Annotated in this window: 16 protein-coding genes; all 16 read left to right on the top strand. The window is 42.5% G+C overall.

From position 1 onward, the window contains the following. The first annotated feature begins 93 nt into the window (after positions 1–93). The 16 genes from FXF36_RS06690 to FXF36_RS06615 all read left to right on the top strand — a co-directional run bounded on the left by FXF36_RS06690 (position 94) and on the right by FXF36_RS06615 (position 23,261). Positions 94–543, top strand: coding sequence for a DUF4190 domain-containing protein (locus FXF36_RS06690; RefSeq protein WP_151623043.1), 450 nt, complete (start codon positions 94–96; stop codon positions 541–543). Between the two features lie 108 nt (positions 544–651). After that, on the top strand, positions 652–3,810 hold the full coding sequence (ileS, locus tag FXF36_RS06685) for an isoleucine--tRNA ligase (protein WP_151623042.1): 3,159 nt from the start codon (positions 652–654) through the stop codon (positions 3,808–3,810). A 126-nt stretch (positions 3,811–3,936) separates the two neighbouring features. Next, positions 3,937–6,390: a glycogen/starch/alpha-glucan phosphorylase gene (locus FXF36_RS06680; protein WP_151623041.1), complete on the top strand. Its 2,454-nt coding sequence runs from the start codon at positions 3,937–3,939 to the stop codon at positions 6,388–6,390. Between the two features lie 42 nt (positions 6,391–6,432). Next, entirely contained in the window at positions 6,433–7,317 is an 885-nt protein-coding gene (locus tag FXF36_RS06675; protein WP_151623040.1) for a CPBP family intramembrane glutamic endopeptidase, read from the top strand. Positions 7,318–7,445: 128 nt separating this feature from the next. Next, on the top strand, positions 7,446–8,573 hold the full coding sequence (locus FXF36_RS06670; protein ID WP_151623039.1) for an SPM autocatalytic domain-containing protein: 1,128 nt from the start codon (positions 7,446–7,448) through the stop codon (positions 8,571–8,573). A gap of 45 nt (positions 8,574–8,618) precedes the next feature. Beyond that, entirely contained in the window at positions 8,619–9,668 is a 1,050-nt protein-coding gene (locus tag FXF36_RS06665; protein ID WP_167511309.1) for a sugar ABC transporter substrate-binding protein, read from the top strand. Continuing rightward, complete coding sequence (locus FXF36_RS06660; RefSeq protein ID WP_243143590.1) at positions 9,661–11,133, top strand: sensor histidine kinase; 1,473 nt, start codon at positions 9,661–9,663, stop codon at positions 11,131–11,133. The genes FXF36_RS06665 and FXF36_RS06660 overlap by 8 nt, the downstream gene beginning before the upstream one ends. Before the next feature lie 66 nt (positions 11,134–11,199). Further along, the gene (locus FXF36_RS06655) at positions 11,200–12,789 is read left to right on the top strand and encodes a response regulator (RefSeq protein WP_151623037.1); all 1,590 of its coding nucleotides are present in this window, start codon (positions 11,200–11,202) and stop codon (positions 12,787–12,789) included. A gap of 31 nt (positions 12,790–12,820) precedes the next feature. Further along, the gene (locus tag FXF36_RS06650; protein WP_151623036.1) at positions 12,821–13,867 is read left to right on the top strand and encodes a sugar ABC transporter substrate-binding protein; all 1,047 of its coding nucleotides are present in this window, start codon (positions 12,821–12,823) and stop codon (positions 13,865–13,867) included. Positions 13,868–14,155: 288 nt separating this feature from the next. Continuing rightward, complete coding sequence (locus FXF36_RS06645) at positions 14,156–15,283, top strand: substrate-binding domain-containing protein (RefSeq protein WP_151623035.1); 1,128 nt, start codon at positions 14,156–14,158, stop codon at positions 15,281–15,283. Positions 15,284–15,419: 136 nt separating this feature from the next. Then, positions 15,420–16,946: a multiple monosaccharide ABC transporter ATP-binding protein gene (mmsA, locus tag FXF36_RS06640; RefSeq protein ID WP_151623034.1), complete on the top strand. Its 1,527-nt coding sequence runs from the start codon at positions 15,420–15,422 to the stop codon at positions 16,944–16,946. A 14-nt stretch (positions 16,947–16,960) separates the two neighbouring features. Further along, positions 16,961–18,130 (top strand): multiple monosaccharide ABC transporter permease, encoded by a 1,170-nt coding sequence (mmsB, locus tag FXF36_RS06635; protein ID WP_151623033.1) that lies wholly within the window; start codon positions 16,961–16,963, stop codon positions 18,128–18,130. Positions 18,131–18,147: 17 nt separating this feature from the next. Beyond that, positions 18,148–19,329 (top strand): ABC transporter permease subunit, encoded by a 1,182-nt coding sequence (locus tag FXF36_RS06630; RefSeq protein WP_263008656.1) that lies wholly within the window; start codon positions 18,148–18,150, stop codon positions 19,327–19,329. Positions 19,330–19,711: 382 nt separating this feature from the next. Then, complete coding sequence (locus FXF36_RS06625; protein WP_151623032.1) at positions 19,712–21,238, top strand: efflux RND transporter periplasmic adaptor subunit; 1,527 nt, start codon at positions 19,712–19,714, stop codon at positions 21,236–21,238. Between the two features lie 29 nt (positions 21,239–21,267). Continuing rightward, the gene (locus FXF36_RS06620) at positions 21,268–21,981 is read left to right on the top strand and encodes an ABC transporter ATP-binding protein (RefSeq protein ID WP_151625704.1); all 714 of its coding nucleotides are present in this window, start codon (positions 21,268–21,270) and stop codon (positions 21,979–21,981) included. Then, positions 21,975–23,261 (top strand): ABC transporter permease, encoded by a 1,287-nt coding sequence (locus FXF36_RS06615; RefSeq protein ID WP_151623031.1) that lies wholly within the window; start codon positions 21,975–21,977, stop codon positions 23,259–23,261. Before FXF36_RS06620 ends, FXF36_RS06615 begins: the two co-directional genes overlap by 7 nt. Positions 23,262–23,745 lie beyond the last annotated feature (484 nt).

The following is a 23,745-nucleotide window of genomic DNA, read 5'->3' as shown; positions in this document are numbered from 1 at the left end:
CCGTAACTGGGGGCGTTTTTATGCTTGTATTTACGCGGTATAAAGGGTAGAATATTTAAGATTAGGTAGACTATATTTATCCGAGGAGAAATCATGAATTACGAGTACCAGTATGTTGAGGATATTGATAAGGAGATGAACTCTTTAAACGATAGGAAGGATGCACCTCCGATGAACTACGGCTTGGCAGTTGCATCATTGATAATTGGTGCAATTTCCTTGGTATTTTTCTTGTTTGGACTGAATATTTTGTCTTCGATTATTGCAATTATTTTCGGAGCAGTTTTCCTTGGCTCCAATTCAGGCAGAGGAGTAAAGAAGGGCAAGGCTCTTGCTGTAACAGGAATTCTGACAGCTATTGCTTCAATCGTCCTTTGCATCGGCTGCTGGACCTACATGTTTAGCAATGCTGATAATATCATCCTGATGATGAATGACGGCATTTTCTTTAATAATATTGAGGACTATCCAAATTTCGATTCAGAGTTCAATTTTGATTTGGACAATGAATTGCAGGATTTAGAGCCAGATGACACACTTTAATATTGGTTAGAAGTCTGAAGTCTAACCAGCTTCAGAGTTTTTACATATTAAATAAGAGAAGGGATATGTGACGAGAAAGCATATCCTCATAGAAAGGAATTACTTTATATGTACAACAAAGTAGACGCAAGCTTAAATTTTGTTGAGCGCGAAAAGCAGGTGCTCAAGTTCTGGGAGGAGAACGATATCTTCCAGAAGTCAATGGATTCAAGAAAAGAGGGGGAAACATACACATTCTATGATGGCCCTCCAACAGCAAACGGCAAGCCTCACATTGGTCATGTTGAGACTCGTGCCATTAAGGACATGATTCCTAGATACCAGACAATGAAGGGCAAGTTCGTTCCTCGTAAGGCTGGTTGGGATACACATGGTCTTCCAGTAGAGCTCGAGGTTGAGAAGCTTCTTGGTCTTAATGGAAAAGAGCAGATTGAAGAATACGGAATGGAGCCTTTCATCAAGCAGTGTAAGGAATCCGTATGGAAATACAAGGGTATGTGGGAGGATTTCTCTGGCACAGTTGGTTTCTGGGCAGATATGGACAATCCTTACATCACATACGATGACAATTTCATCGAGTCTGAGTGGTGGGCACTCAAGACAATTTGGGACAAGAAACTCCTTTACAAGGGATTCAAGATTGTTCCTTATTGCCCTCGTTGCGGTACTCCACTTTCAGCGCAGGAGGTTGCTCAGGGCTACAAGACTGTTAAGGAGCGCTCAGCAATCGCACGTTTCAAGATTAAGGGAGAGGATGCTTACTTCCTCGCTTGGACAACAACACCATGGACACTTCCATCAAACCTTGCACTTTGCGTAAATCCAGTAGAGACTTACATCAGAGTAAAGGCAGCTGATGGCTATACATACATTCTTGCAGAGGCACTTGCTGACAAGGTTCTTGGCAAGCTCGCTTCAGAGGAAGGACAGAAGGCATACGAAGTTCTTGAGACTTACAAGGGTACAGACCTTGAGTACAAGGAATACGAGCCACTTTTCGAGTGCGCAGGTATTGCAGCAGAAAAGCAGCACAAGAAGGCACACTTCGTAGTATGCGACGATTACGTTACTATGTCAGATGGTACTGGTATCGTTCATATCGCTCCTGCATTTGGTGAGGACGATGCAAAGGTTGGACGTAAGTATGACCTTCCATTCGTTCAGTTCGTAGATGGCAAGGGTGAGCTTACAGAGGAGACACCTTACGCAGGTCAGTTCGTTAAGGATGCAGATCCAAACGTACTTAAGGACCTTGATGCAAAGGGACAGCTCTTCGAAGCACCTAAGTTCGAGCACGAGTATCCACACTGCTGGAGATGCGACACTCCACTTATCTACTACGCTAGAGAATCATGGTTCATCAAGATGACAGAGGTTAAGGATGACCTGATTAAGAATAATAACACTGTAAACTGGATTCCAGATTCAATTGGTAAGGGACGTTTCGGTGACTGGCTTGAGAACGTTCAGGACTGGGGTATCTCACGTAACCGTTACTGGGGAACTCCACTTAACATCTGGGAGTGTCCAGACTGTGGCAAGCAGATTTCAATCGGTAGCCGCAAGGAGTTAGCAGAGCTTTCAGGCCGCGCTGACGCTGAGACAATCGAGCTTCACCGTCCATACATCGATGAGGTTACATGCACATGTCCTGAGTGTAAGGGCACAATGAAGCGTGTTCCTGAGGTTATCGACTGCTGGTTCGATTCAGGTGCTATGCCATTCGCTCAGCATCACTATCCATTCGAGAACAAGGAAGTATTTGAGCAGCAGTTCCCTGCTAAGTTCATTTCAGAGGCTGTTGACCAGACTCGTGGTTGGTTCTACTCACTTATGGCAGAGTCAACACTTCTCTTCAACAAGGCTCCATACGAGAACGTAATCGTACTTGGTCACGTTCAGGATGAGAATGGTCAGAAGATGTCTAAGTCTAAGGGCAATGCTGTTGATCCATTCGACGCACTTGAGAAGATGGGTGCAGATGCTATCAGATGGTACTTCTACACATCTTCAGCACCATGGATTCCAAAGAGATTTGGTGAGAATGCAGTTATGGAAGGCCAGAGAAAGTTCCTTGGAACACTTTGGAATACATACGCTTTCTATATCTTATATGCAAATATTGATGAGTTTGATCCTACAAAGTACGAGCTTGATTTCAGCAAGCTTGCAGTTATGGACAAGTGGATTCTTTCCCGTCTTAATTCAGCAATCAAGGCTGTTGATGAGAACCTTGGCGCTTACAAGATTCCTGAGGCAGCACGTGCTCTTGATGAGTTCGTAGATGATATGTCAAACTGGTACGTTCGTCGTTGCCGTGACAGATTCTGGGCAAAGGGAATGGAGCAGGATAAGATTAATGCTTACATGACTCTTTTCACATGCCTTAAGGATATCTCACTTGCAGCAGCACCAATGATTCCTTTCATGACAGAGGAAATCTACCAGAACATGGTTCGCTCAGTAGATAAGACAGCTCCAGAGTCTATCCACCTTTGCGACTTCCCAGTAGTAAATGAGCAGTTCATCGACAAGAAGCTTGAGGAAGACATGGATGAGCTTCTCAAGATTGTTGTTCACGGACGTGCTTGCCGTAACACAGCAAACATCAAGAACCGTCAGCCAATCGGCCAGATGTATATCAAGGCTGAGCACGAGCTTGATGAGATGTATGTATCAATCATCGAGGACGAGCTTAATGTTAAGAAGGCTACATTCACAGATGATGTTTCAGCATTCACATCATATAGCTTCAAGCCACAGCTTCGTACAGTAGGACCTAAGTATGGTAAGTTCCTTGGCGGCATCCAGAAGGCGCTTTCTAGCCTTGATGGAAATGCAGCTTATGCAGAACTTAAGGCAAATGGGGTATTAAGATTGCCAGAGGTTGATGCATCTATCGAGCTTGCAGAGGAAGATTTACTTATTTCTATGGCTCAGACAGAGGGCTTCGTAGCAGATGGAGACAACTACGTAACAGTAGTTCTCGATACAAATCTTACAGAGGAACTTCTTGAGGAAGGCTTCGTACGTGAAATCGTATCTAAGATTCAGACAATGCGTAAGGAAGCTGACTTCGAGGTTATGGACCGCATCAGCGTAGCGTACTCAGCTGGCGAAAAGGCAGCTGCAGTCTTCGAGAAGAACAAAGCTACAATCGCTGGTGAAGTTCTTGCTGATGAGATTGTCGTAGGAGAATCTGGAGAGCATACAAAAGAATGGAATATCAACGGAGAGAAAGTCGTATTATCTGTAACTAGAAAATAATGTAGAGATAGCTGGTAGTGGTCTAACTCTTGGTTTTACTCAAGGGAAGCAATCTACGCTGAGCGGAGTAATACCAAGGCTTGAACACGTAACCAGCGTTTAGACGAATGGAGGGGTTTTGAGTTTATGAAGAGACAGATGCCAAGTACTAAGGAGCTTGAGCGAGAAATAAAGGACCGCGTCAAGTCCATGTTCCGCAAAGACTTTGAGGACGCCACAGAAGAGGAAATCTACCGAGCCTGTGCCGAAGTCGTAAATGATGTGGTAATCGACAACTGGCTTACCACTCAAAAGGAATTTGTAAAGCAGGATCCAAAGTGCGTTTACTATATGTCCATGGAGTTTTTGATTGGTCGACTTCTTGGAAATAACATGATAAACATGCGTGGCTACACCGAGGTAATGGATGCTCTTTCTAATCTGAATGTTGATATTAATGTCATCGAGGATCAGGAGCCAGACCCAGCCCTTGGTAATGGTGGTCTTGGACGACTTGCTGCATGTTTCCTGGATTCACTTGCGACCTTGCAGTATCCAGCTTATGGCTGTGGTATTCGTTATCACTATGGTATGTTCAAGCAGAAGATTAACGATGGTTATCAGGAGGAGGTTCCTGATGATTGGCTTCAGACACGTTATCCTTTCGAGCTTGAGCGTTCAGAGTATGAGTTCGAGGTTAAGTTTGGTGGTTGGGTTCGCTATGAGAATGGTGATGATGGCACCACCCGTTATATTCACGAGGGCTACAACTCAGTAATTGCCACACCTTATGATATGCCTATCACTGGCTTTGATAATGGTATGGTTAATACTCTTATGATCTGGGATGCCAAGCCAAAGGAGGTCTTCAGACTTGCTTCCTTCGAGCGTGGTGATTACAACAAGGCTGTTGAGGACATGAACCTTGCCCGCAACCTTACAGAGGTTCTTTATCCAAACGATAATCACGTTCAGGGCAAGGAGCTTCGTTTGAAGCAGCAGTACTTCTTTGTATCAGCATCTCTTCAGCGTGCTATCGCAAAGTATTTGCGTTATCACAACGACATCAAGAAGCTTCCTGAAAAGGTAGTTTTTCAGATGAATGATACTCATCCAACCCTCACGGTTGCTGAGCTCATGCGTCTTCTTATGGACGAGCATGGACTTGGCTGGGACGAGGCATGGGAGGTTACAACCCATTGCGTTGCTTATACCAATCATACAATTATGGCAGAGGCTTTGGAGAAGTGGCCTGAGGAAATCTTCAAGGGACTGCTTCCTAGAGTATTTATGATTGTTGAGGAAATCAACCGTCGTTTCTGCGAGGAGATTAGGGCTAAGTTCCCAGGTGATGAAGAAAGAGTTCACCGCATGGCAATACTTGCTGACGGTCAGGTTAAGATGGCTCATATGGCTATCTGCGCAAGCTATTCTGTAAATGGTGTTGCTGCACTTCATACAGAGATTTTGAAGAACGTTTCTCTTCATGATTTCTATGAAATGTATCCTGAGAAATTCAACAACAAGACCAACGGAATCACTCAGCGAAGATTCCTTATGCATGGTAATTACATGCTTTCTGATTGGGTTATCTCAAAGATTGGTCGTGGTTGGATTACAGATTTATCTCAGATGCAAAAGCTTGAAAGATACATTGATGACGATAAGTCCCTCAAGGAATTTATGGCCATCAAATATGAGAATAAAAAGCGTCTGGCAAAATATATTTGGGAGCATAATCATATCAATGTTGACCCATCGTCAATTTTTGATGTGCAGGTCAAGCGACTTCATGAGTACAAGCGTCAGCTTCTCAATATTTTGCACGTAATGTATCTGTACAATCAGATTAAAGAGCATCCAGAAATGGAGTTTATACCTACCACATTTATCTTCGGTGCAAAGGCTTCTGCTGGATATGAAAATGCAAAGCTTATCATAAAGCTTATCAACAACGTTGGCTCAGTAATTAACAATGATAAGTCAATCGACAATAAGCTGAAGGTTGTTTTCATCGAAGACTACAGAGTTTCCAATGCTGAGTGGATTTTTGCAGCTGCAGATGTTTCTGAGCAGATTTCTACAGCTTCAAAGGAAGCATCTGGTACTGGAAATATGAAGTTTATGCTTAACGGTGCAATCACAATTGGTACTATGGATGGTGCTAATGTGGAGATGTATCAGGAGCTTGGTGGCAAGGATATCTTCATCTTCGGTATGAGCTCAGATGAGGTTATTGCTCACGAGAAGAATCGTGATTACAACCCTGTGGACGAGATGAATAATAATCATCACATTCAGAAGGTGCTTTCACAGCTTGTAAATGGCTATTACAGCATCGAAAACCCAGAGCTGTTCAGGCCGATTTACAATTCACTTCTCAACACACAGTGCACAGACAGAGCAGACACCTACTTCGTTCTCAAGGATTTTGCTTCTTACTGTGAGGCACATGAGAAGATTCAGGAGGCATACAAGGACGAGAGAAAGTGGGCGCAGATGGCACTTTCCAATGTTGCTCACGTTGGCAAGTTCTCTTCTGACAGAACTATCCAGGAATATGTTGACGACATCTGGCACCTTGATAAGCTGGAGTTATAATCCTGATTTGTAATAAAGAAATACTTAAATTGGAGACATAGAATGAATCAAAATAGAGAAGACAAGAGCAAGTTTATTGTCTGGATTTTCCTTCCAACGATTTTTGCGATTCTTGTTCAGAGTGCAATTGCAGTAATGGCACTTCAGTTTTATATAGTCGATAAGATGGCAAATTACACCAGCGGTTCATACACTGATTTCATGAAAGAGGTGTTTGAGGGATACGCAGGCAGCGATTCAGTTGCAATGATTTCCATTTTATATGCTGTTGTCACAATTGTTGTTGGATTCTTAGTTTTTAGAAACAAGTTCAGGGAAGGGCAGCTTTCAACACTTGCTGGCAAGTCTAAGAATTTAGGCTTTACGATAGCAGGCATGGTGATTTTCACACTGGCTATGCAGTACGTGACAATCTATCTGGTGAATTCATTGTCGGCAGCTTTCCCATCGTGGCTTTTAGAGTATCAGGAGTTGATGGATTCCGCAGGAATTGATTCGGAAATGTCATTGTTGATGATTTTGTACGCAATAATCCTTGGACCTGTTTGTGAGGAATTGCTCTTTAGAGGAATTACATTCTTCGCAGCAAAGAAGGTTATGCCAGTTTACTTCGCAATTTTGGTTCAGGCTATTATGTTTGGAGCATTCCACATGAACAAGCTTCAGGGCGTATATGCATTTGTTCTCGGACTTGGACTTGGATACATCATGTATCTTTACGACAACCTATTGATGACAATTGCAGTTCACGTTGCTTACAATTTTGTGGGAACAATATGCTCAGAGATTTTGCCAGCAGGCGGAAATTCAATACTTACATTTTTCCTTTGTTCGTTGGCATCACTTGCAGCAGCATACGCATCGATACTTCTTTTAAGAAATGGTGCTGCATCTGTTAAGGATGGAGAGTTTTTCTCCGATATATAATTACACGGACGATGATTCAGAAGAAGACCAGGAAGGCCAAGGCTTTCCTGGTTTTTTATTTCTTCTGAGGGCTTGAAAACGGACTTTCTTCCAACAGGTAACATGTTTTTCAAAAAGGAGGAAAGCACATGGTAATTCAAAACTCTGAGGTTTCTATGACCTCAAAATCTAGCGTCGCTAGAGAAATGAAGCTGTCTGTTCAGACAACTGCAAAACCAGTCATCAATGTGGCGGGCATCCAGGTTTTGGGGGCTCCGGACAAAATTGAAAAGACTGAGGCAACCGAGGACAAAAGCAATGATGAGTCTAAGGAGATAGGTGAGGGTGAATTTCTCTCATCTCTTAACTATGCCCTTGGCTCAAATGGTCAGGTTCAGGAGGTGGAACAGACGAATCCCCTACTTGATGTAGCTGCAAATCATCAGGTAAGGATGAAAACAATGCAGTATCTTTTGGAGTTGCTACTATTTGGTTGCAACATCGATGAGGACAGCGAATTTGGAAGGATGATTAAGGAGATGCTTAGTGGCGAATCCAGTGAGGGCGAGCTGCCGACAACATCAATGGGTATGTCTGGAATACAGCCATTCTATGTCCAAACCACAACTCACAGCTATCAGTACCACGAGGAACAGAGTGTTGAGTATGCATCTACTGGCACTGTAATAACCGGTGATGGCAGAAAGCTGAATTTTAATTACAGCTTTTCTATGTCGGAATCCTTTACAGAGGAATTCTCAACAGAGTATTTCGCTCTTAGAGAATGTATCGACCCGCTCATTATTAATCTGGATGACTGTCCAACCTCTATTGCTGACCAAACCTTCTACTTTGATTTAGATGGAGATGGCAATGAGGATGAGATTCACAATATTGGAAAGGGTTCAGGCTTCTTGGCACTGGATAGAAATGAGGACGGAGAAATCAATGATGGCTTGGAGCTATTTGGTGCCCGCACCGGTGATGGCTTTGGTGAATTGAAGGAGTTCGATGAGGATGGAAATGGCTGGATTGATGAGAACGATCCGATATTTACAAAGCTTAGAATCATGACTGTGACTGAAAAGGGAGAGAAGGAGCTTTATGGACTAAAACAGTCGGATGTTGGTGCTATATTCTTAGGACGCATCGATACTCAGTTTACGCACAGGGGTGAAGACAGGCAGTTAACAGCGGCCTCACGGGAAACTGGAATCTTCCTTCACGAGAAGGATGGCCACGCAGGAGGCGTTCAACACGTTGACTTCGCTACCTAGATTCATTACAATAATCTTCAAATGGGTTTTTGGAGAAGTAATGTAATGAATTTGGGAAAGCGTAGAATGAAGATAAAAAGCAGCAGTGCACTCGTCATAGCGGCAGGGTGTGCTGTTGCTTTTATGTTTTTAACCACCTGCCTTACCATATATTTTTATAGACAGCGAATGAATGAGGCCTATAGCCTTTTGCAGGAAGCAAAGTACTCACAGTACGATTCTTATGTTGTGATGATTTCTTCAGATGATGATTCGGATTTTTGGCAGAGAGTCTATAGTGCGGCCTTCGAATATGGAAAGAAAAACGGCGTTTATGTTGATTTGCTTTCTGATAATGTGGATGAGAAATATTCAAAGTCTCAGCTTCTTGAAATGGCAATTGAATCAGGTTGTGACGCAATCCTCCTTGAGGGAGATGATAGCCCTGAGACAGCGGAGCTTCTGAATACAGCAGATGCTGCAGGCATTCCTGTTATCACTCTTGAAAATGATGTTTTAGGAAGCAGCCGTGTCAGCTTTGTTGGGGTAAATAATTACACTATAGCCAAGCTTTACACCCAGTCGCTTATGGATAATATTGTGAAGCAGAAGCATGTGATGGTTCTTGGAGACAGCACTATCAATGAGACAGCTGCCAACAATTTCGTGAACAATATGCAGGAGGCACTTGCCACTGAGGATTTGGTGAATGCTCCGTTGGAGTTTGATATCAAAATCATCGAGAGCGATGATGCCTTTGCGACAGAGGAATACATCCAGAATATTTTCATTAAAAATGAACTGGCACCAATCGTCATTTGCCTTGATGCCACTTCTACTGAATGCTTCTATCAGTCCATGATTGACTACAACAAGGTTGGTCAGGTTCTTCTATTTGGAAACTATGAATCTCAGACAATTTACACAGGAATAAAGCAGGGAGTCATCAAAAGTACAGTAACCCTTGATGCTACAAGTATGGGAGAGACAGCAGTTGGGGCGTATATTGAGTACCGTGATTCAGGCTATGTTTCTGATTACATCAATGTGGAGCCAAAGATTATTGATTCCACAAATATTGGTGATTATATGAAGAAGGAGAGCAGTGATGAGTAAAGAATTATTCAAATCACTCTCCCTCAGAAAAAAGATGATTATCGTGTTCTGTTTGCCTACAATTCTGCTTTTTATGGTAAACATGACACTTTATCTTGGAACCAGCAGGATGTTAGACAGCTTGAACGAGGTCTACGCAAGCAATAATTCTTTGAACGAAATCAACACTGCCCTTGATAATCTCCACCTTGCGACCACAGGCTATCTTAGTACCAAAACCAGTGATGCTTTGGAGGCATACTATATCGCAGAGCAGTCTTACGTTGATTCAATTAATGCCCTGGAAGACAATCAGGACGAGAATGAAAGTAGGGTTTTAGAGCGAAACATCAAGCGAATGTCCAACAATTACTTCGTACTTTGCAGCAAGGCCGTTGAGAGCAAGCGTGGTGGAAATGTTGAGAAGTACAAGTATTATTACGAGAAGGCTTCACGCCTTTACAACTACATTGGCACTAACATTACAAGGCTTAATAATCAGCAGTTCATCAACAACTCAAAGTCCTACAGCACAATGATGTCAGCGTTGCAGACAATTGAAGAGCTGAATATTTTGACTCTGATTATCATTGGTATTGCAAACCTTTCCTTCGTAGTTTTGATTGCATCAACAATCACTGAGCCGCTTATTAAGCTGGCGTCTGCAGCCAACAGGGTTTCAAATGGTGATTTTGAGGTTTCACTTCCACCTGTTAAGAATAACGATGAGGTCGGTGTCGTAACCCGTGCCTTCAACAAGATGGTGGTTTCCCTTAAGGATTATATTACCAAGCTTACTGAGTCCATGGAGACAGAGCGCAAGCTAAAGGAAAACGAACTTATCATGGCTAACCACATCAAGGATGCGGAGCTGAAATATCTTCAGTCTCAGATTAATCCGCATTTCCTTTTCAATACCCTAAATGCTGGAGCGCAGCTTGCCATGATGGAGGGCGCAGATCGAACCTCAGAATATATGCATAATGTTGCCAACTTCTTCAGATACAACATCAAGAAAAATAAGGATGTTGTAACACTGAAGGATGAGATAGAGCTTGTTGATATTTACATCTATATCATCAATGTTCGTTTCGCTGGAGAAATCCAGTTTGAAAAGAATGTGGATGAGGCTCTTTTGGATGTGAAAATTCCTAGCATGATTCTCCAACCAATTGTGGAAAACAGCATTAACTATGGAGTCCGTAATATTGAGTGGACAAAAAAAATCTCTCTCTCAGTATACAAGCTGGGTGATTTTATCTGCGTAAGCATTAAGGACAATGGCATCGGTATGACTGCCGAGACCATCACCAAAATCCTTGAGGGTAGCTATGAAGGCAATCCACAGAAGACCGACTCCAACGGAGTAGGCCTTGCCAACTGCATCGAAAGATTGAACATTTTCTACGAGCGAGATGATGTTCTTGATATTATTTCAGAAGGAGAAAACAAGGGTACAGAAACAATTCTGTACTTGCCTAAATAAGGCTTCCCCTTGAGGGGAAGCTGTCAGCAGAGCTGACTGATGAGGTGGAAAATTAGAGGTTTTGTTATGTATAAAGTTATGTTAGCCGATGATGAGGGCATTGTTATTGACTCCCTCAAATTCATCATAGAAAAAGAATATGGTAGCCAGTGCGACATCCGTGTTGCCAAAACTGGTCGCCAGGTCATAGAGTTAGCAGAGGAATTCCAGCCAGATATTGCATTTATGGATATTCAGATGCCAGGCATAAATGGTATCGATGCCATGCGTGAAATCCGTCGCACCAACAATCATGTTGTTTTCATTGTAATGACAGCCTATGACAAGTTTGATTATGCCAAGGAGGCAATCTCGCTTGGTGTTCTTGATTATTTGAACAAACCTGTGAGCCGTGACAAAATCCTTGAGATTCTCCAGCGGGCAATGCGCCAGATTGATGGTGAGCGTACAAAGCGAAGCGATGATTTGAAGGTTCGTGAGAAGCTGGAGATTGTGGTTCCTATTATTGAAAATGGACTTATTCAGGATTTGCTTTTCAAGGAATACTTCCAGGAGGATATCGATAATTATAAGACTCTTCTTGGAATTGACTCCAACTATGGCTATATGGCCTGCATGGTATTTGGACGTGAGCTGGTGGGCAACTACATGACAAATGCTGTTGCCGCATCAATCCAGGCTCAGAAATCCTACAAGGAAATCCACACTATCACCGACGATTATATAAAGGGAATCATGGGAAATGTTATGTCTAACAAAATTCCAATTTTGATTCCGTGTGATAGTGACACGCTTTCCTATAACGAGAGAAATGCAATCGTAGAAAGTGCCCGAGCACTTTGTCGAAAGCTGGCTGAGCGATTTGATATGGATTTCAGAGTTGGCTTTGGTTCTGTAAAGCCACTTGAGAGAATGAGCGAATCCTACGAGGAGGCAAACTCAGTGTTGATATCTAACACCAGCCATGTTGCTCATGTGGATGACATGCCTGTGGCTTGTCAGTATGAGTCCAACTATCCTATGGAAATGGAAAAGCGCCTCTTTGATGAAATCACTCTTGGTAATGTTAACGAGTCATCATCCATCGCGCAGAATTTCTTCGAATGGATGGAGGAGACCTACGGCAGTGATACAGAGAGTATTCGTTTGAAGTGCTTGGAGTTTGTTTTGTGGGCGGAGCATCTTGCCTATGAAAAGACAGGAAGAATGTACGAGTTCCAGAGCCGAGCCAATTATCTTTCAGAGCTCATGAGTTTGGGTGGGCTTTCAGATATGAAGGTCTGGTTCATGAACAAGATTAAGTCTGCGGCTTTCTGGGTTTCAAATAAGCACGAGGAGCAATCCATGAGTGCTGTCAACAAAGCAAAGCAGTACATTGATGAGAATTATATGAAGGAGCTTACGTTGGATGATGTTTCTCGGGTGGTTAATATCAGCTCCTACTATTTTTCAAAGGTGTTTAAGGAGGAGACGGGAGAGAACTTCATTGATTATCTTACAAAGCTTCGAATCGAGGCGGCAAAGAAGCTATTGAAGACTACAAACAAGTCCATGAAGGAGATTTCGGCAGAGGTTGGTTACTCTGATCCGAACTATTTCTCACGTAACTTCAAGAAATATACGGGGAAGACACCTACTGACTACGCGAAGGGCTGATAAAAGTCGGTAGGAATTATGGAGGATGTAGATGAAGGGTTTTTTGAGAATGATGTTATCGGTGGTGATTACTGCCACCCTTGCCTGCGGCTGTAGTAGCGGGCCTGTTATCAGTCCTGACGATGTGAACCAGGCTGATGACACACTTGAAATTGGAATGTGCTTTGATTCTTTCGTCATTGAAAGATGGGAAAAGGATAGAGACGTTTTTGTGGCTACGGCGGCAGGACTTGGCGCTACAGTTAATATCCAGAATGCCAATGGAAATGTTGAAAAGCAGATTGAGCAGATAAAGTATTTTATTGATAAAAAGGTGGACTGTCTTGTTATTATTCCGGTGGATGGTTCAAGCCTGAAGGATGTAGTGCTTGATGCAAAGAAGGCGAAGATTCCTGTAGTTTGCTATGATAGATTGATATCCAATGCCAACGCAGATTTGTACATTTCCTTTGACAACGAAAGAGTAGGGCAGATGCTTGGCGAGGCAATTGCCAGCCAGGGGGCAGGAAATGTAATTATGATAGGCGGACCTCTCACTGACAATAATGTACCGATGGTCACAGCAGGCTTCACAAATGTAATGAAGCAGAATGGAATTGATATTCTTGATACTTATAATTGCGAAGGCTGGAAGGCTGAGTACGGCAGTGCTTATGTCTATGACCATATGGAGCTTGTGAAGCGCGCTGATGCCATTATGTGCGGAAATGATGATATCGCCAGCTCTGTAATCAAAGCCCTTGCAGTTGGACAGCTTGCTGGGGAGATTCCAGTTGTTGGTCAGGACGCAGACCTGCCAGCCTGTCAGCATATAGTCCAGGGAACTCAGCTGATGACTGTTTATAAGCCAGTTGGCAAACTTGCTGAAGAGGCTGCAAAGCTTTCTGTGGAGCTGGCAAAGGGCGAGACGCTTGATGTGGAGGGCGTTATTAATGACGGCACAAACCAAATCCCTTATGTGGCTGTTGAGCCAGTTGCCGTAACAAAGGACAACATGGATCAGGTAATAATCGACGGAGGCTTCCACACTCGTGAGGACGTATATTTAAATACAGTAGATACTACAGATAGCCAGTAAATATCAAGCTCTATGTGTTACTCAAGTGAAGCATTCCTCTGCTGAACGGAGTGACACATAGGCTTGAGATTGTAACTGGCGAGCCGTATAGCAAATTATTGTAATTAAAAAATAGGACTAGCACAAAAATGTGCTAGTCCTATTTTTTACGTATATACGTTTTAGACAAAAATGTGAAGAAAGTGACAACCATTTTAAGACCTTTATTTGTTAAAGTATTTTCAGAACGGAAAACTACTAAGTTTTCAAAAATAATTTTACCTAGAAGAAAGGGAGGTTTTTCTAGAAATGAAAAAGAAAGTTTTAAGTGTAGTATTAGCAGGTGCTATGGCAGCTTCAATGTTTGTAGGTTGCGGAACAAGCACAGAGACAACAGACACAGGAGCAGCTGATACTGGTGCAGCAACAGAGACAACATCTGACGCTGGCACAGCAGGCGGCACAAAGGTTGGTGTAGCAATGCCTACTAAGGACCTTCAGAGATGGAACCAGGATGGTGCCAACATGCAGAAGGAGCTTGAGGCTGCTGGATACGAAGTAGATCTTCAGTATGCATCAAACGACACAGCTACACAGGTATCTCAGATTGAGAACATGATCAACTCAGGATGTAACGTACTCGTAGTTGCAGCTATCGAGGCTTCTTCACTTGGTTCAGCTATGGACCTTGCAGCTGAGAAGAACATCCCAGTTATCGCTTATGATCGTCTTATCATGAACACAGATGCTGTTTCATACTATGCAACATTTGATAACTACAAGGTAGGTCAGGTTCAGGGCCAGTACATCATCGATCAGCTCGACCTTGAGAACACAGACAAGAAATTCACAATGGAAATCACAGCTGGTGACCCAGGCGACAACAACGCTGGCTTCTTCTACAATGGTGCTATGGACCTTCTTAAGCCATACATTGAGAACGGCACAATCGAAGTTAAGTCTGGTCAGACAGAGTTCTCTGACGTAGCTACAGCACAGTGGGCTACAGAGACAGCTCAGTCACGTATGGAGAATATCCTTTCTACATACTATGCTGATGGCACAAACCTTGACATCTGCCTCTGCTCAAACGACTCTACAGCACTTGGTGTTGAGAACGCTCTTGCAGCAAACTACAACGGTGAGTATCCAATCGTAACTGGTCAGGATTGCGATATCGAGAACACAAAGAACATGATCGCTGGAAAGCAGTCTATGTCAGTATTCAAGGATACACGTACACTTGCTTCACAGGTAGTTAAGATGGTAGGTCAGATTCTTAGCGGTGAGACAGTTGATGTTAACGATACAGAGACATACGACAATGGTAAGGGCGTTGTTCCTTCATTCCTTTGCGATCCTGTATTCGCTGATGCAAACAACTACAAGGAAATCCTTATCGATTCTGGTTACTACACAGAGGATCAGCTTAAATAATTTAAAGTTTTGAAATGCTTTTTGTAGGGCAGGGAAACCTGCCCTATTTCTAAGAGAAGACACATAAGAGAATGATTTGAAGAGGATAAAGATATTTATCCATTAAGTAAGTATTAAAAATAGGGAGGACAAACAAGTGGGAAAAACATTACTTGAGATGGTGAACATCACCAAAGAGTTCCCAGGAGTAAAGGCCCTTGACAACGTTAATCTTAAGGTAGAGGAAGGTGAAATTCACGCTCTTGTAGGTGAGAATGGTGCTGGAAAATCTACATTGATGAATGTTTTAAGTGGTATTTATCCATTTGGCTCTTACACAGGCGACATTGTTTACAATGGAGAGGTTTGTAAGTTCCAGAAGATTAAGGACTCAGAGGAAAAGGGAATTGTTATTATTCATCAGGAATTAGCCCTTATTCCTTACATGTCAATTGGTGAGAATATGTTCCTTGGAAACGAGCAGGGCTCTAAGGCAGCCATCGATTGGGATAAGACATATGCAGAGGCTGACAAATATCTTGGTATGGTAGGTCTTACAGAGAGCAGCCGTACTTTGATTAAAGATATCGGTGTTGGTAAGCAGCAGCTTGTAGAAATTGCAAAGGCACTTGCTAAACACGCTAAATTACTTATTTTAGATGAGCCTACATCATCTCTTAACGAGACAGATTCAAAGGCACTTCTTGATTTACTTCTTAAGTTCAAGAAAGAGGGTATGACATCTATCATCATCTCTCACAAGCTTAACGAAGTTTCCTACGTAGCAGACAAAATCACTGTTATCCGTGATGGTTCAACAATTGAAACACTTGATAAGGCAACTGATGATATCTCTGAGGATAGAATTATCAAGGGCATGGTTGGCCGTGAAATGACAGACCGTTTTCCTAAGAGACATGATGTTAAAATCGGTGACATCGCTATGGAGGTTCAGGACTGGACAGTTTACCATCCACAGTATGCTGAGCGTAAGGTTGTTGATGGCGTATCAATGAACGTTCGCAAGGGCGAGGTTGTTGGTATCGCAGGTCTTATGGGTGCTGGACGTACAGAGCTTGCAATGTCAATCTTTGGAAAGTCATACGGTACAAATATCTCAGGAAAGTTGGTTCTTAACGGTGAGGAAGTTCAACTCAAGAATATTAAGGATGCTATTAAGCACAAGCTTGCTTACGTTACAGAAGATAGAAAGGGTAACGGACTTGTCCTCACAAATCCAATCAAGATTAATACAACCCTTGCAAATCTTTCAGAGCTTTGCTCAAAACATGTTATTGATCAGGATAAGGAATATCAGGTTGCGGAGGAATATAGAGAGAAGCTCAAGACCAAGTGTCCATCAGTAGAGCAGAATGTTGGTAACCTTTCAGGTGGAAATCAGCAGAAGGTTCTTCTTGCAAAGTGGATGTTTGCAAATCCAGATGTACTTATTCTTGATGAGCCAACACGTGGTATCGACGTTGGTGCTAAGTACGAGATTTACTGCATCATCAATGACCTTGTAGCAGCTGGAAAATCAGTTATCATGATTTCTTCAGAGCTTCCAGAGGTACTTGGAATGTCAGATAGAATTTATGTTATGAATGAGGGCAAGATGGTTGGCGAAATGTCAGGTGCTGAGGCTTCACAGGAAAGCATCATGTCTTGCATCTTAAAGAATTAGAAGGGAGAGGAATCATGGTTTCAAATAATATTGGAAATGCTTTAAAGAAATACACCATGGTAATCGCCCTGGTGATCATCATTGCAATATTCTATGTGGGAACAGGTGGAACAATCCTTTTACCACAGAATATCAATAACTTACTTTCACAGAACGCATACGTATTTGTTCTTGGAACTGGTATGCTGATGTGTATTTTAACAGGTGGTAACATCGATCTTTCTGTTGGTTCAGTAGTTTGCTTCGTCGGTGGTATCGGAGCAGTGCTTATGAGCAAGGGCGTAAACGTTTGGGTTACAGTTCTGGTTATGCTTCTTTGCGGTACTGCAGTTGGTGCATGGCAGGCATTCTGGGTAGCTTACATTAATGTTCCACCATTCATCGCAACACTTGCAGGTATGTATGCTTTCCGTGGACTTTCAAACGTAGTTCTTAACGGTTATGCAGTTTCAATTTCAAACACAACATACCTTAACGTTTTCGGTGGCGGCGCTGATTGCTACATTCCAGATTTCTTCCATGGAACAGGACTTAATATCACCTGTCTTCTTGCAGGAATCATCATTGTTGCAGTATTTGTAATTCTCAATTTCAGAAACAGAATTGCAGCACAGAGAAAGGGCTATTCAACAACAAGCGCTGGTGCATTCTATGCAAAGCTTGTCCTTATATCAGTTGTTATTTTATATCTTTTCTATAAGCTTGCAGGCTACAAGGGAATTCCATCATCACTTATCTGGATTATGATTGTAGTACTTGCTTATCACTACTTCACCACAAAGACTACAATGGGTCGTTACCTTTATGCAGTCGGTGGAAATGAGAAGGCTACACAGCTTTCAGGTATCAACACAAAGAAGGTTTACTTCTTCGCATATACGAATATGGGATTCTTAACAGCTCTCGCTGGTATTCTTACAGTTGCCCGTGCAGCATCAGCTCAGCCTACATATGGTCAGTTCTATGAGATGGATGCTATCGGTGCTTGCTTCATCGGTGGTGCTTCTGCATACGGCGGAACAGGTTCTGTATTCGGAGCAATCGTTGGTGCTCTTTTAATGGGTGTCATCAACCAGGGTATGTCTATCATGGGTGTAGATGCCAACTATCAGAAGGTTGTTAAAGGCCTTGTACTTCTCGCTGCGGTAATCTTTGATGTAATGTCTAAGAGAGAGAAGAAGTAGGAAGGGAGGAGCGAAAAGTGAAAGACAAGATTTTAAAAATAGTAAAAGAAAACACAATGCTCATTGTACTGGTCCTCGTTGTTCTCTTCTTTAACATTACAACAAATGGCACAATGCTTTTACCAAGTCAGTTCAATGCGCTTATCACACAGAACGCATACGTATATGTTCTTGCAACAGGTATGTTGATGTGTATGTTGACCGGTGGTAACATCGATCTTTCCTGCGGTTCATTCGTATGCTTCGTAGGTGTTCTTGGAGCAAAGCTCATGGTTGATAAGGGAGCTTCTACTCCAGTTGGTATTTTAGTAATGCTTCTTATCGGTGTGGTTTATGGTTGTGTTCTTGGATACGTAATTGCGTACATCAACATTCCACCATGGATTGCAACACTTGCAGGTTTCCTTGCTCTCAGAGGTTGGGGTATTGCATTGATGCACGGCGCATCAAACATCAGCCCACTTCCAGAAAGCTTCAATGGACTTTTCATGGGCAAGATGAATGACCTCTTCGGTGGTCCAAGAATCGGCGGCGTACAGTACAACATGACAAGTATTGTTGCTGGACTTATTGCTTCAATTATCGTTGTATTCCTTCTCGTAAGAGAGCGTGCAACAAAGCTTAAGAAGGGTTACACAGCTGACAGCATGACAAAGGTTATCGTTAAGTCAGTGCTTATCTGCTTCGTAATCATGCTCTTCGCATACAAGCTTTCACTTGCTGGCGGTATTCCATACGCACTCATCTGGGTTGCAGTTATCGTGCTTATCTACAGCTTCATTACATCTAAGACTGATGTAGGACGTTACTTCTACACAATCGGTGGTAACAAGGAGGCAACAAGACTTTCTGGTATCGACACCAAGAAAATCATGTTCATTGCTTACCTTAACATGGCTGTTCTTACAGTTGTTTCTGCATTCCTTACAATGTCTCGTTTCCAGGCTGCAAACTCTACAGCTGGTACAAACTACGAGATGGATGCTATTTCAGCTTGCGTAGTTGGTGGCGTTAGTGCATACGGTGGTTCTGGTACAGTATTCGGAATGATCGTAGGTGCTACACTTATCGGTGTTATCAACCTTGGTATGTCCCTCATGGGCATTGATGCTAACTGGCAGAAGGTTGTAAAGGGTGTCGTACTTCTCGGCGCCGTAGTCTTCGAAATTTTGAACAACAAAAAGAAGGCAACAAAATAAACTAATTTATATTCTTCATTTTATTCTCATACCCCAAGGACACTCAGTTCTTGGGGTATTTTTCGTATCTAGATGAGCTCAGAAAAATATCATATTGAGATGAGCACTGTAGCTATCTAGCTCTGGGTGTTGCTCAAGGAGCCAATCTCGCGACATATGAACCCAAAAGGATGATTGCTTTGCAATCAACTTTTGCGGTCTAGTAAGCGAAGCTTACATAAAAGTGCAATACCCAGGCTTGAGAGCGTAATAGTGCGGATTTTGTTATGTGATGGGTTTCTGAACTTTTCTGAGTGTTTTGTGAAGTCCATTTACAAGGGTTTTTATAGCATATATCCTCTATTAGTCGAATAAATTTTTAATAAGAAATTGGAGGAACGGCATGTCAAATGATAGGTCCAAGGAGCAAAAAAAGCCAGGAAAAATAAAGTGGTTTTTTAAAGCTATTGGTAGATTTATTAAGGGGCACACGCTATTATGCTTTGTGCTTATCGCACTTATTGCTGCAGGTGCATTTTTTGGTAGGGGTTACCTGATGAAGAAAAAGATGGCTGACACTCAGGAGGCAGTTGGTACACTTACCACAGATGTTCAGGTGATGGATTTACAGTCATCTGTCAGCGTTACAGGTACACTTCAGGCAGGCCAGTCACAAAGTGTTTCATCAACAGTTGCAACAGGAACAAAGGTGGCAACAGTAAATTATGAGGTTGGTGATTATGTTGAGGCAGGTGCAGTTGTAGTTGAATTTGATTCAGATGATTACAACACAAAGCTTGCTCAGTTAAATGCTAAATACAAAATCTCTGATAAGAAAGCTGCTAAGAGCATCAGTGATTATGAGAAGCAGATTGAGGAGTACAACGAGAAGATTACCGAGCTACAGGAGAAGCTTGATAAGTATGAGATTTACTATCTGGATGTAAAGGATGCTTATGACAATTATCAGAAGTATCCATACTCAGATGAGAAGCAAAGATACGAGGAGCAGAGCCAGGTTATCCAGTCTCTCTATGGCTTTACCATGAAGGATTATGAGAGCTGGCAGGATGAGATTGAGGACTATAAGGACAAGATTGAAGAGGCTCAGTACAATATCGAATTAGCAGAGCTTCAGCAGGAGTATGATTCAAGCTACACAAAGGCTGAGGAGTACGACAAGATAACAGAGAGCCAGTCAGGTACACAGGTTGTGGCACCTTTCTCTGGTTATATCACAGCAATCAATGTCTCAGAGGGAAACAACTATACACAGGGTAATACCGTATTTACGATATCAAATACAGATTCATTTGTAGTAAAGGCAACAGTTGATGAGTATGATATTGCATCAATCAAGGAAGGTCTTTCAGCAGTAGTAAAGTTTGACGCAACAGATGATGATGAATTTACAGGAACTGTTACATACGTGGCAGTTACATCGGATTCCACAACATCTTCTTCTAGTTCAGGTAATTCAAACAATGCTGGGGGCACATCGAACTCATCATCAAGCTCAGCCAGCTACGAGGTGAAGATTACTCTGGATGGAACAGATGACAGACTTCGTGTTGGAATGACAGCAAAGGCATCAGTTATTCTTGAATCGGTTGAGAACGCACTTGCCGTTCCTTATGATTGTGTGGAGACAGATTCGGATGGAAACAGCTACGTAACAGTTGTTGGTGACAACGATGAGGAGACAAAGGTTACTGTTGAGCTTGGTCTTGAGAGTGACTACTATGTTCAGATTATCAGTAGCGAGATTTCAGAGGGTACAAAGCTGAAGGCAACTGCTTCAAGCGGCACATCAAATGACGGACAGATGCCGGGAGGCGGTTCGCTGCTTAACCTCGGTGGGGGCGGTGGCGCCCCAGGTGGTGGTTCAAGCGGTGGCGGAGCTCCAGGCGGTGGCCCAGGTGGATTTTAGGAGGTGAAATTGTGGCAGCAGGAGATATTATGTTAGATCTTCGTGACATCCACAAGAGCTTCTTCATTGGGACACCAAATGAATTTGAGGTGCTTCACGGATTGAATTTCACAGTCCGTGAAGGAGAATTCGTTTCAATCGTTGGTCAGTCTGGTTCGGGTAAGTCAACCTTGATGAACATCATTGGCGCCTTAGACCGACCTACCAGCGGTGAATATACACTTGATGGAGTGGACATCGAAAAAGCAAAGGATCACGAATTATCTATTCTTAGAAATAAAAAAATTGGCTTTGTTTTTCAGACCTATAATCTGATAGCAAGAACAAACGCCCTTAAGAATGTTGAGCTTCCTATGATGTATGCAGGAATGGGAAGAGCAGAGCGAAATCAGAGAGCGAAAATGCTCTTGGAGCAGGTGGAGATGACCAACAGAATGCATCACAATCCTGATGAGCTTTCCGGAGGTCAGAAACAGCGTGTGGCTATTGCAAGGGCCATGGCAAATGACCCAGCTATCATCCTTGCAGATGAGCCTACTGGCGCTCTTGATTCGGCAACCGGTAGATTGATAATGGATATCTTCCACAAGCTTCATGAGGAGCAGGGGAAGACAATCGTTCTCATTACCCATTCGCCAGAGCTTTCACAGGAGACAGAGCGAATCATCACACTTAAGGATGGAACAATCACAGGCGAGCAGCCTGGTAATTGGAAAAAGATAAAGGAGGATATGGCATGTTAATCACAGAAAATATCCTCGTTGCATTGGCAGGACTGAAATCCAATATCATGCGGTCACTGCTGACAATGCTTGGAATCATCATTGGTATTGCATCGGTTATCGCAATCATGACGGTTGGTAATTCCATAACAGTCATGGTAAACACCTCGATGCAGGAGATGGGTGCAAACAACCTGACTGTTGGTGTTTCAGCAAAGAGTAATTCTGAGGAGACTACATTCTCTGGACTTCGATTTGGTCCAGGAAGTCAGCGAAGCATGGACAGTGATGATTATCTTTCAGATGAGATGATTGATTCTTTCATGGAGGAGTATGGTGACAATGTAAAATACACACTGTTTTCTTCTTCAGTAGGTAGTGGTACAGCTACAGATGGTAATCTTTATGCCTATGTAAATATAAATGGCTATAACAAGGATTACATGGAATATACAGATTTGAATCTGTTGTCAGGTAGAAACTTCATCGACAAGGATTATGACAATGCTCAGAAGGTTTGCATCGTTTCAGATTACTTCGTCAACAACATGTTTGACGGCGATACCTCAGCAGCACTTGGCTCAGAGATTGAGGTCAGCATCAATGGAAAATATTACAATTACTATATCGTAGGTGTTTACGAGTACGAGGCAAGTGAGTGGACAAGCTCTTCAACAGAGGACACAACCACAGAAATGTACATTCCTTACAATACTGCGCGTGCTCAGCTTCATACCTCAAATGATGGTTACCAGAGCATCATTCTTGTAACCACAATTGAAACTGATTCTGAGGATTTTGCAGATACAGTAGAGACATACTTCAACACAATGTTTTACTCTAGAAATGATGACTACGAGGTAACAGTAACCAGCATGTCATCAATGATTGAGTCAATGACTTCAATGATTGGAACTATCGAGATTGCTCTTGCTATCATCGCAGGTATTTCACTTGTTGTTGGTGGAATCGGTGTTATGAATATCATGCTTGTTTCAATCACCGAGCGTACAAAGGAAATTGGTACCAGAAAGGCACTGGGTGCTACAAATGGTTCCATCAGACTTCAGTTCATCACTGAGTCGGTGGTCATTTGTATCATCGGAGGACTTATTGGCATTCTCTTCGGCGTGGGAATTGGTTCCATCGCTGCAACCTATATGGGTTACGACGCATCAGTTTCTGTATCAGCCATCGTAGTTGCCGTTTGCTTCTCAATGGCTATTGGAATCTTCTTCGGATACTATCCAGCCAACAAGGCTGCCAAGCTTAATCCGATTGATGCATTACGTTATGAATAACATGATTTATGGAAGGGACTGGCAGATGCCAGTCCTTTTTTCATGGGCGAATGTTTGAAATGAGAGGCTTCTCCTTGAGGAGAAGCTGTCAGTAAAGCTGACTGATGAGGTGCAGCCACAACTTGATTTATCAATATGTGAACGGAGTGAGGGCGTTTCAGCGATTGTTATTGATAAATATTTCTTGTGAAATGCTTATTTTATCAATGGGAGTGGTAGCATTCTTGTAATCACATTGATGTATTTATAAATTTTGTTCAAATCTAAAGAATTTTATCAAATAGAAACGAAGAGAAGCGGCGTACAAGGGCATGTTGTGATAAATATCCACTCATTTCGCTTAAATTTATCACATAGTATCGAATATATGCGGTTTGAAGAGGAGGTCTGTGATAAAAAGGATGGGATTTTTTAGCAAGACATAATTTGAATCCACGTGTTACCGTTGTTTTGCGATAGTTAGTTGATTTGTGGCTTGCCACAG

The organism is Pseudobutyrivibrio xylanivorans (assembly GCF_008935055.1).
GTDB classification, from domain to species: Bacteria; Bacillota; Clostridia; order Lachnospirales; family Lachnospiraceae; genus Pseudobutyrivibrio; species Pseudobutyrivibrio xylanivorans_A.
This window is presented reverse-complemented; position numbering and strand designations above follow the sequence as displayed.

Coding starts and splice junctions, on each gene's coding strand:
- FXF36_RS06690 (WP_151623043.1), top strand. CDS start 94: ATGAATTACGAGTACCAGTATGTTGAGGATATTGATAAGGAGATGAAC.
- ileS (WP_151623042.1), top strand. CDS start 652: ATGTACAACAAAGTAGACGCAAGCTTAAATTTTGTTGAGCGCGAAAAG.
- FXF36_RS06680 (WP_151623041.1), top strand. CDS start 3,937: ATGAAGAGACAGATGCCAAGTACTAAGGAGCTTGAGCGAGAAATAAAG.
- FXF36_RS06675 (WP_151623040.1), top strand. CDS start 6,433: ATGAATCAAAATAGAGAAGACAAGAGCAAGTTTATTGTCTGGATTTTC.
- FXF36_RS06670 (WP_151623039.1), top strand. CDS start 7,446: ATGGTAATTCAAAACTCTGAGGTTTCTATGACCTCAAAATCTAGCGTC.
- FXF36_RS06665 (WP_167511309.1), top strand. CDS start 8,619: ATGAATTTGGGAAAGCGTAGAATGAAGATAAAAAGCAGCAGTGCACTC.
- FXF36_RS06660 (WP_243143590.1), top strand. CDS start 9,661: ATGAGTAAAGAATTATTCAAATCACTCTCCCTCAGAAAAAAGATGATT.
- FXF36_RS06655 (WP_151623037.1), top strand. CDS start 11,200: ATGTATAAAGTTATGTTAGCCGATGATGAGGGCATTGTTATTGACTCC.
- FXF36_RS06650 (WP_151623036.1), top strand. CDS start 12,821: ATGAAGGGTTTTTTGAGAATGATGTTATCGGTGGTGATTACTGCCACC.
- FXF36_RS06645 (WP_151623035.1), top strand. CDS start 14,156: ATGAAAAAGAAAGTTTTAAGTGTAGTATTAGCAGGTGCTATGGCAGCT.
- mmsB (WP_151623033.1), top strand. CDS start 16,961: ATGGTTTCAAATAATATTGGAAATGCTTTAAAGAAATACACCATGGTA.
- FXF36_RS06625 (WP_151623032.1), top strand. CDS start 19,712: ATGTCAAATGATAGGTCCAAGGAGCAAAAAAAGCCAGGAAAAATAAAG.
- FXF36_RS06620 (WP_151625704.1), top strand. CDS start 21,268: ATGTTAGATCTTCGTGACATCCACAAGAGCTTCTTCATTGGGACACCA.
- FXF36_RS06615 (WP_151623031.1), top strand. CDS start 21,975: ATGTTAATCACAGAAAATATCCTCGTTGCATTGGCAGGACTGAAATCC.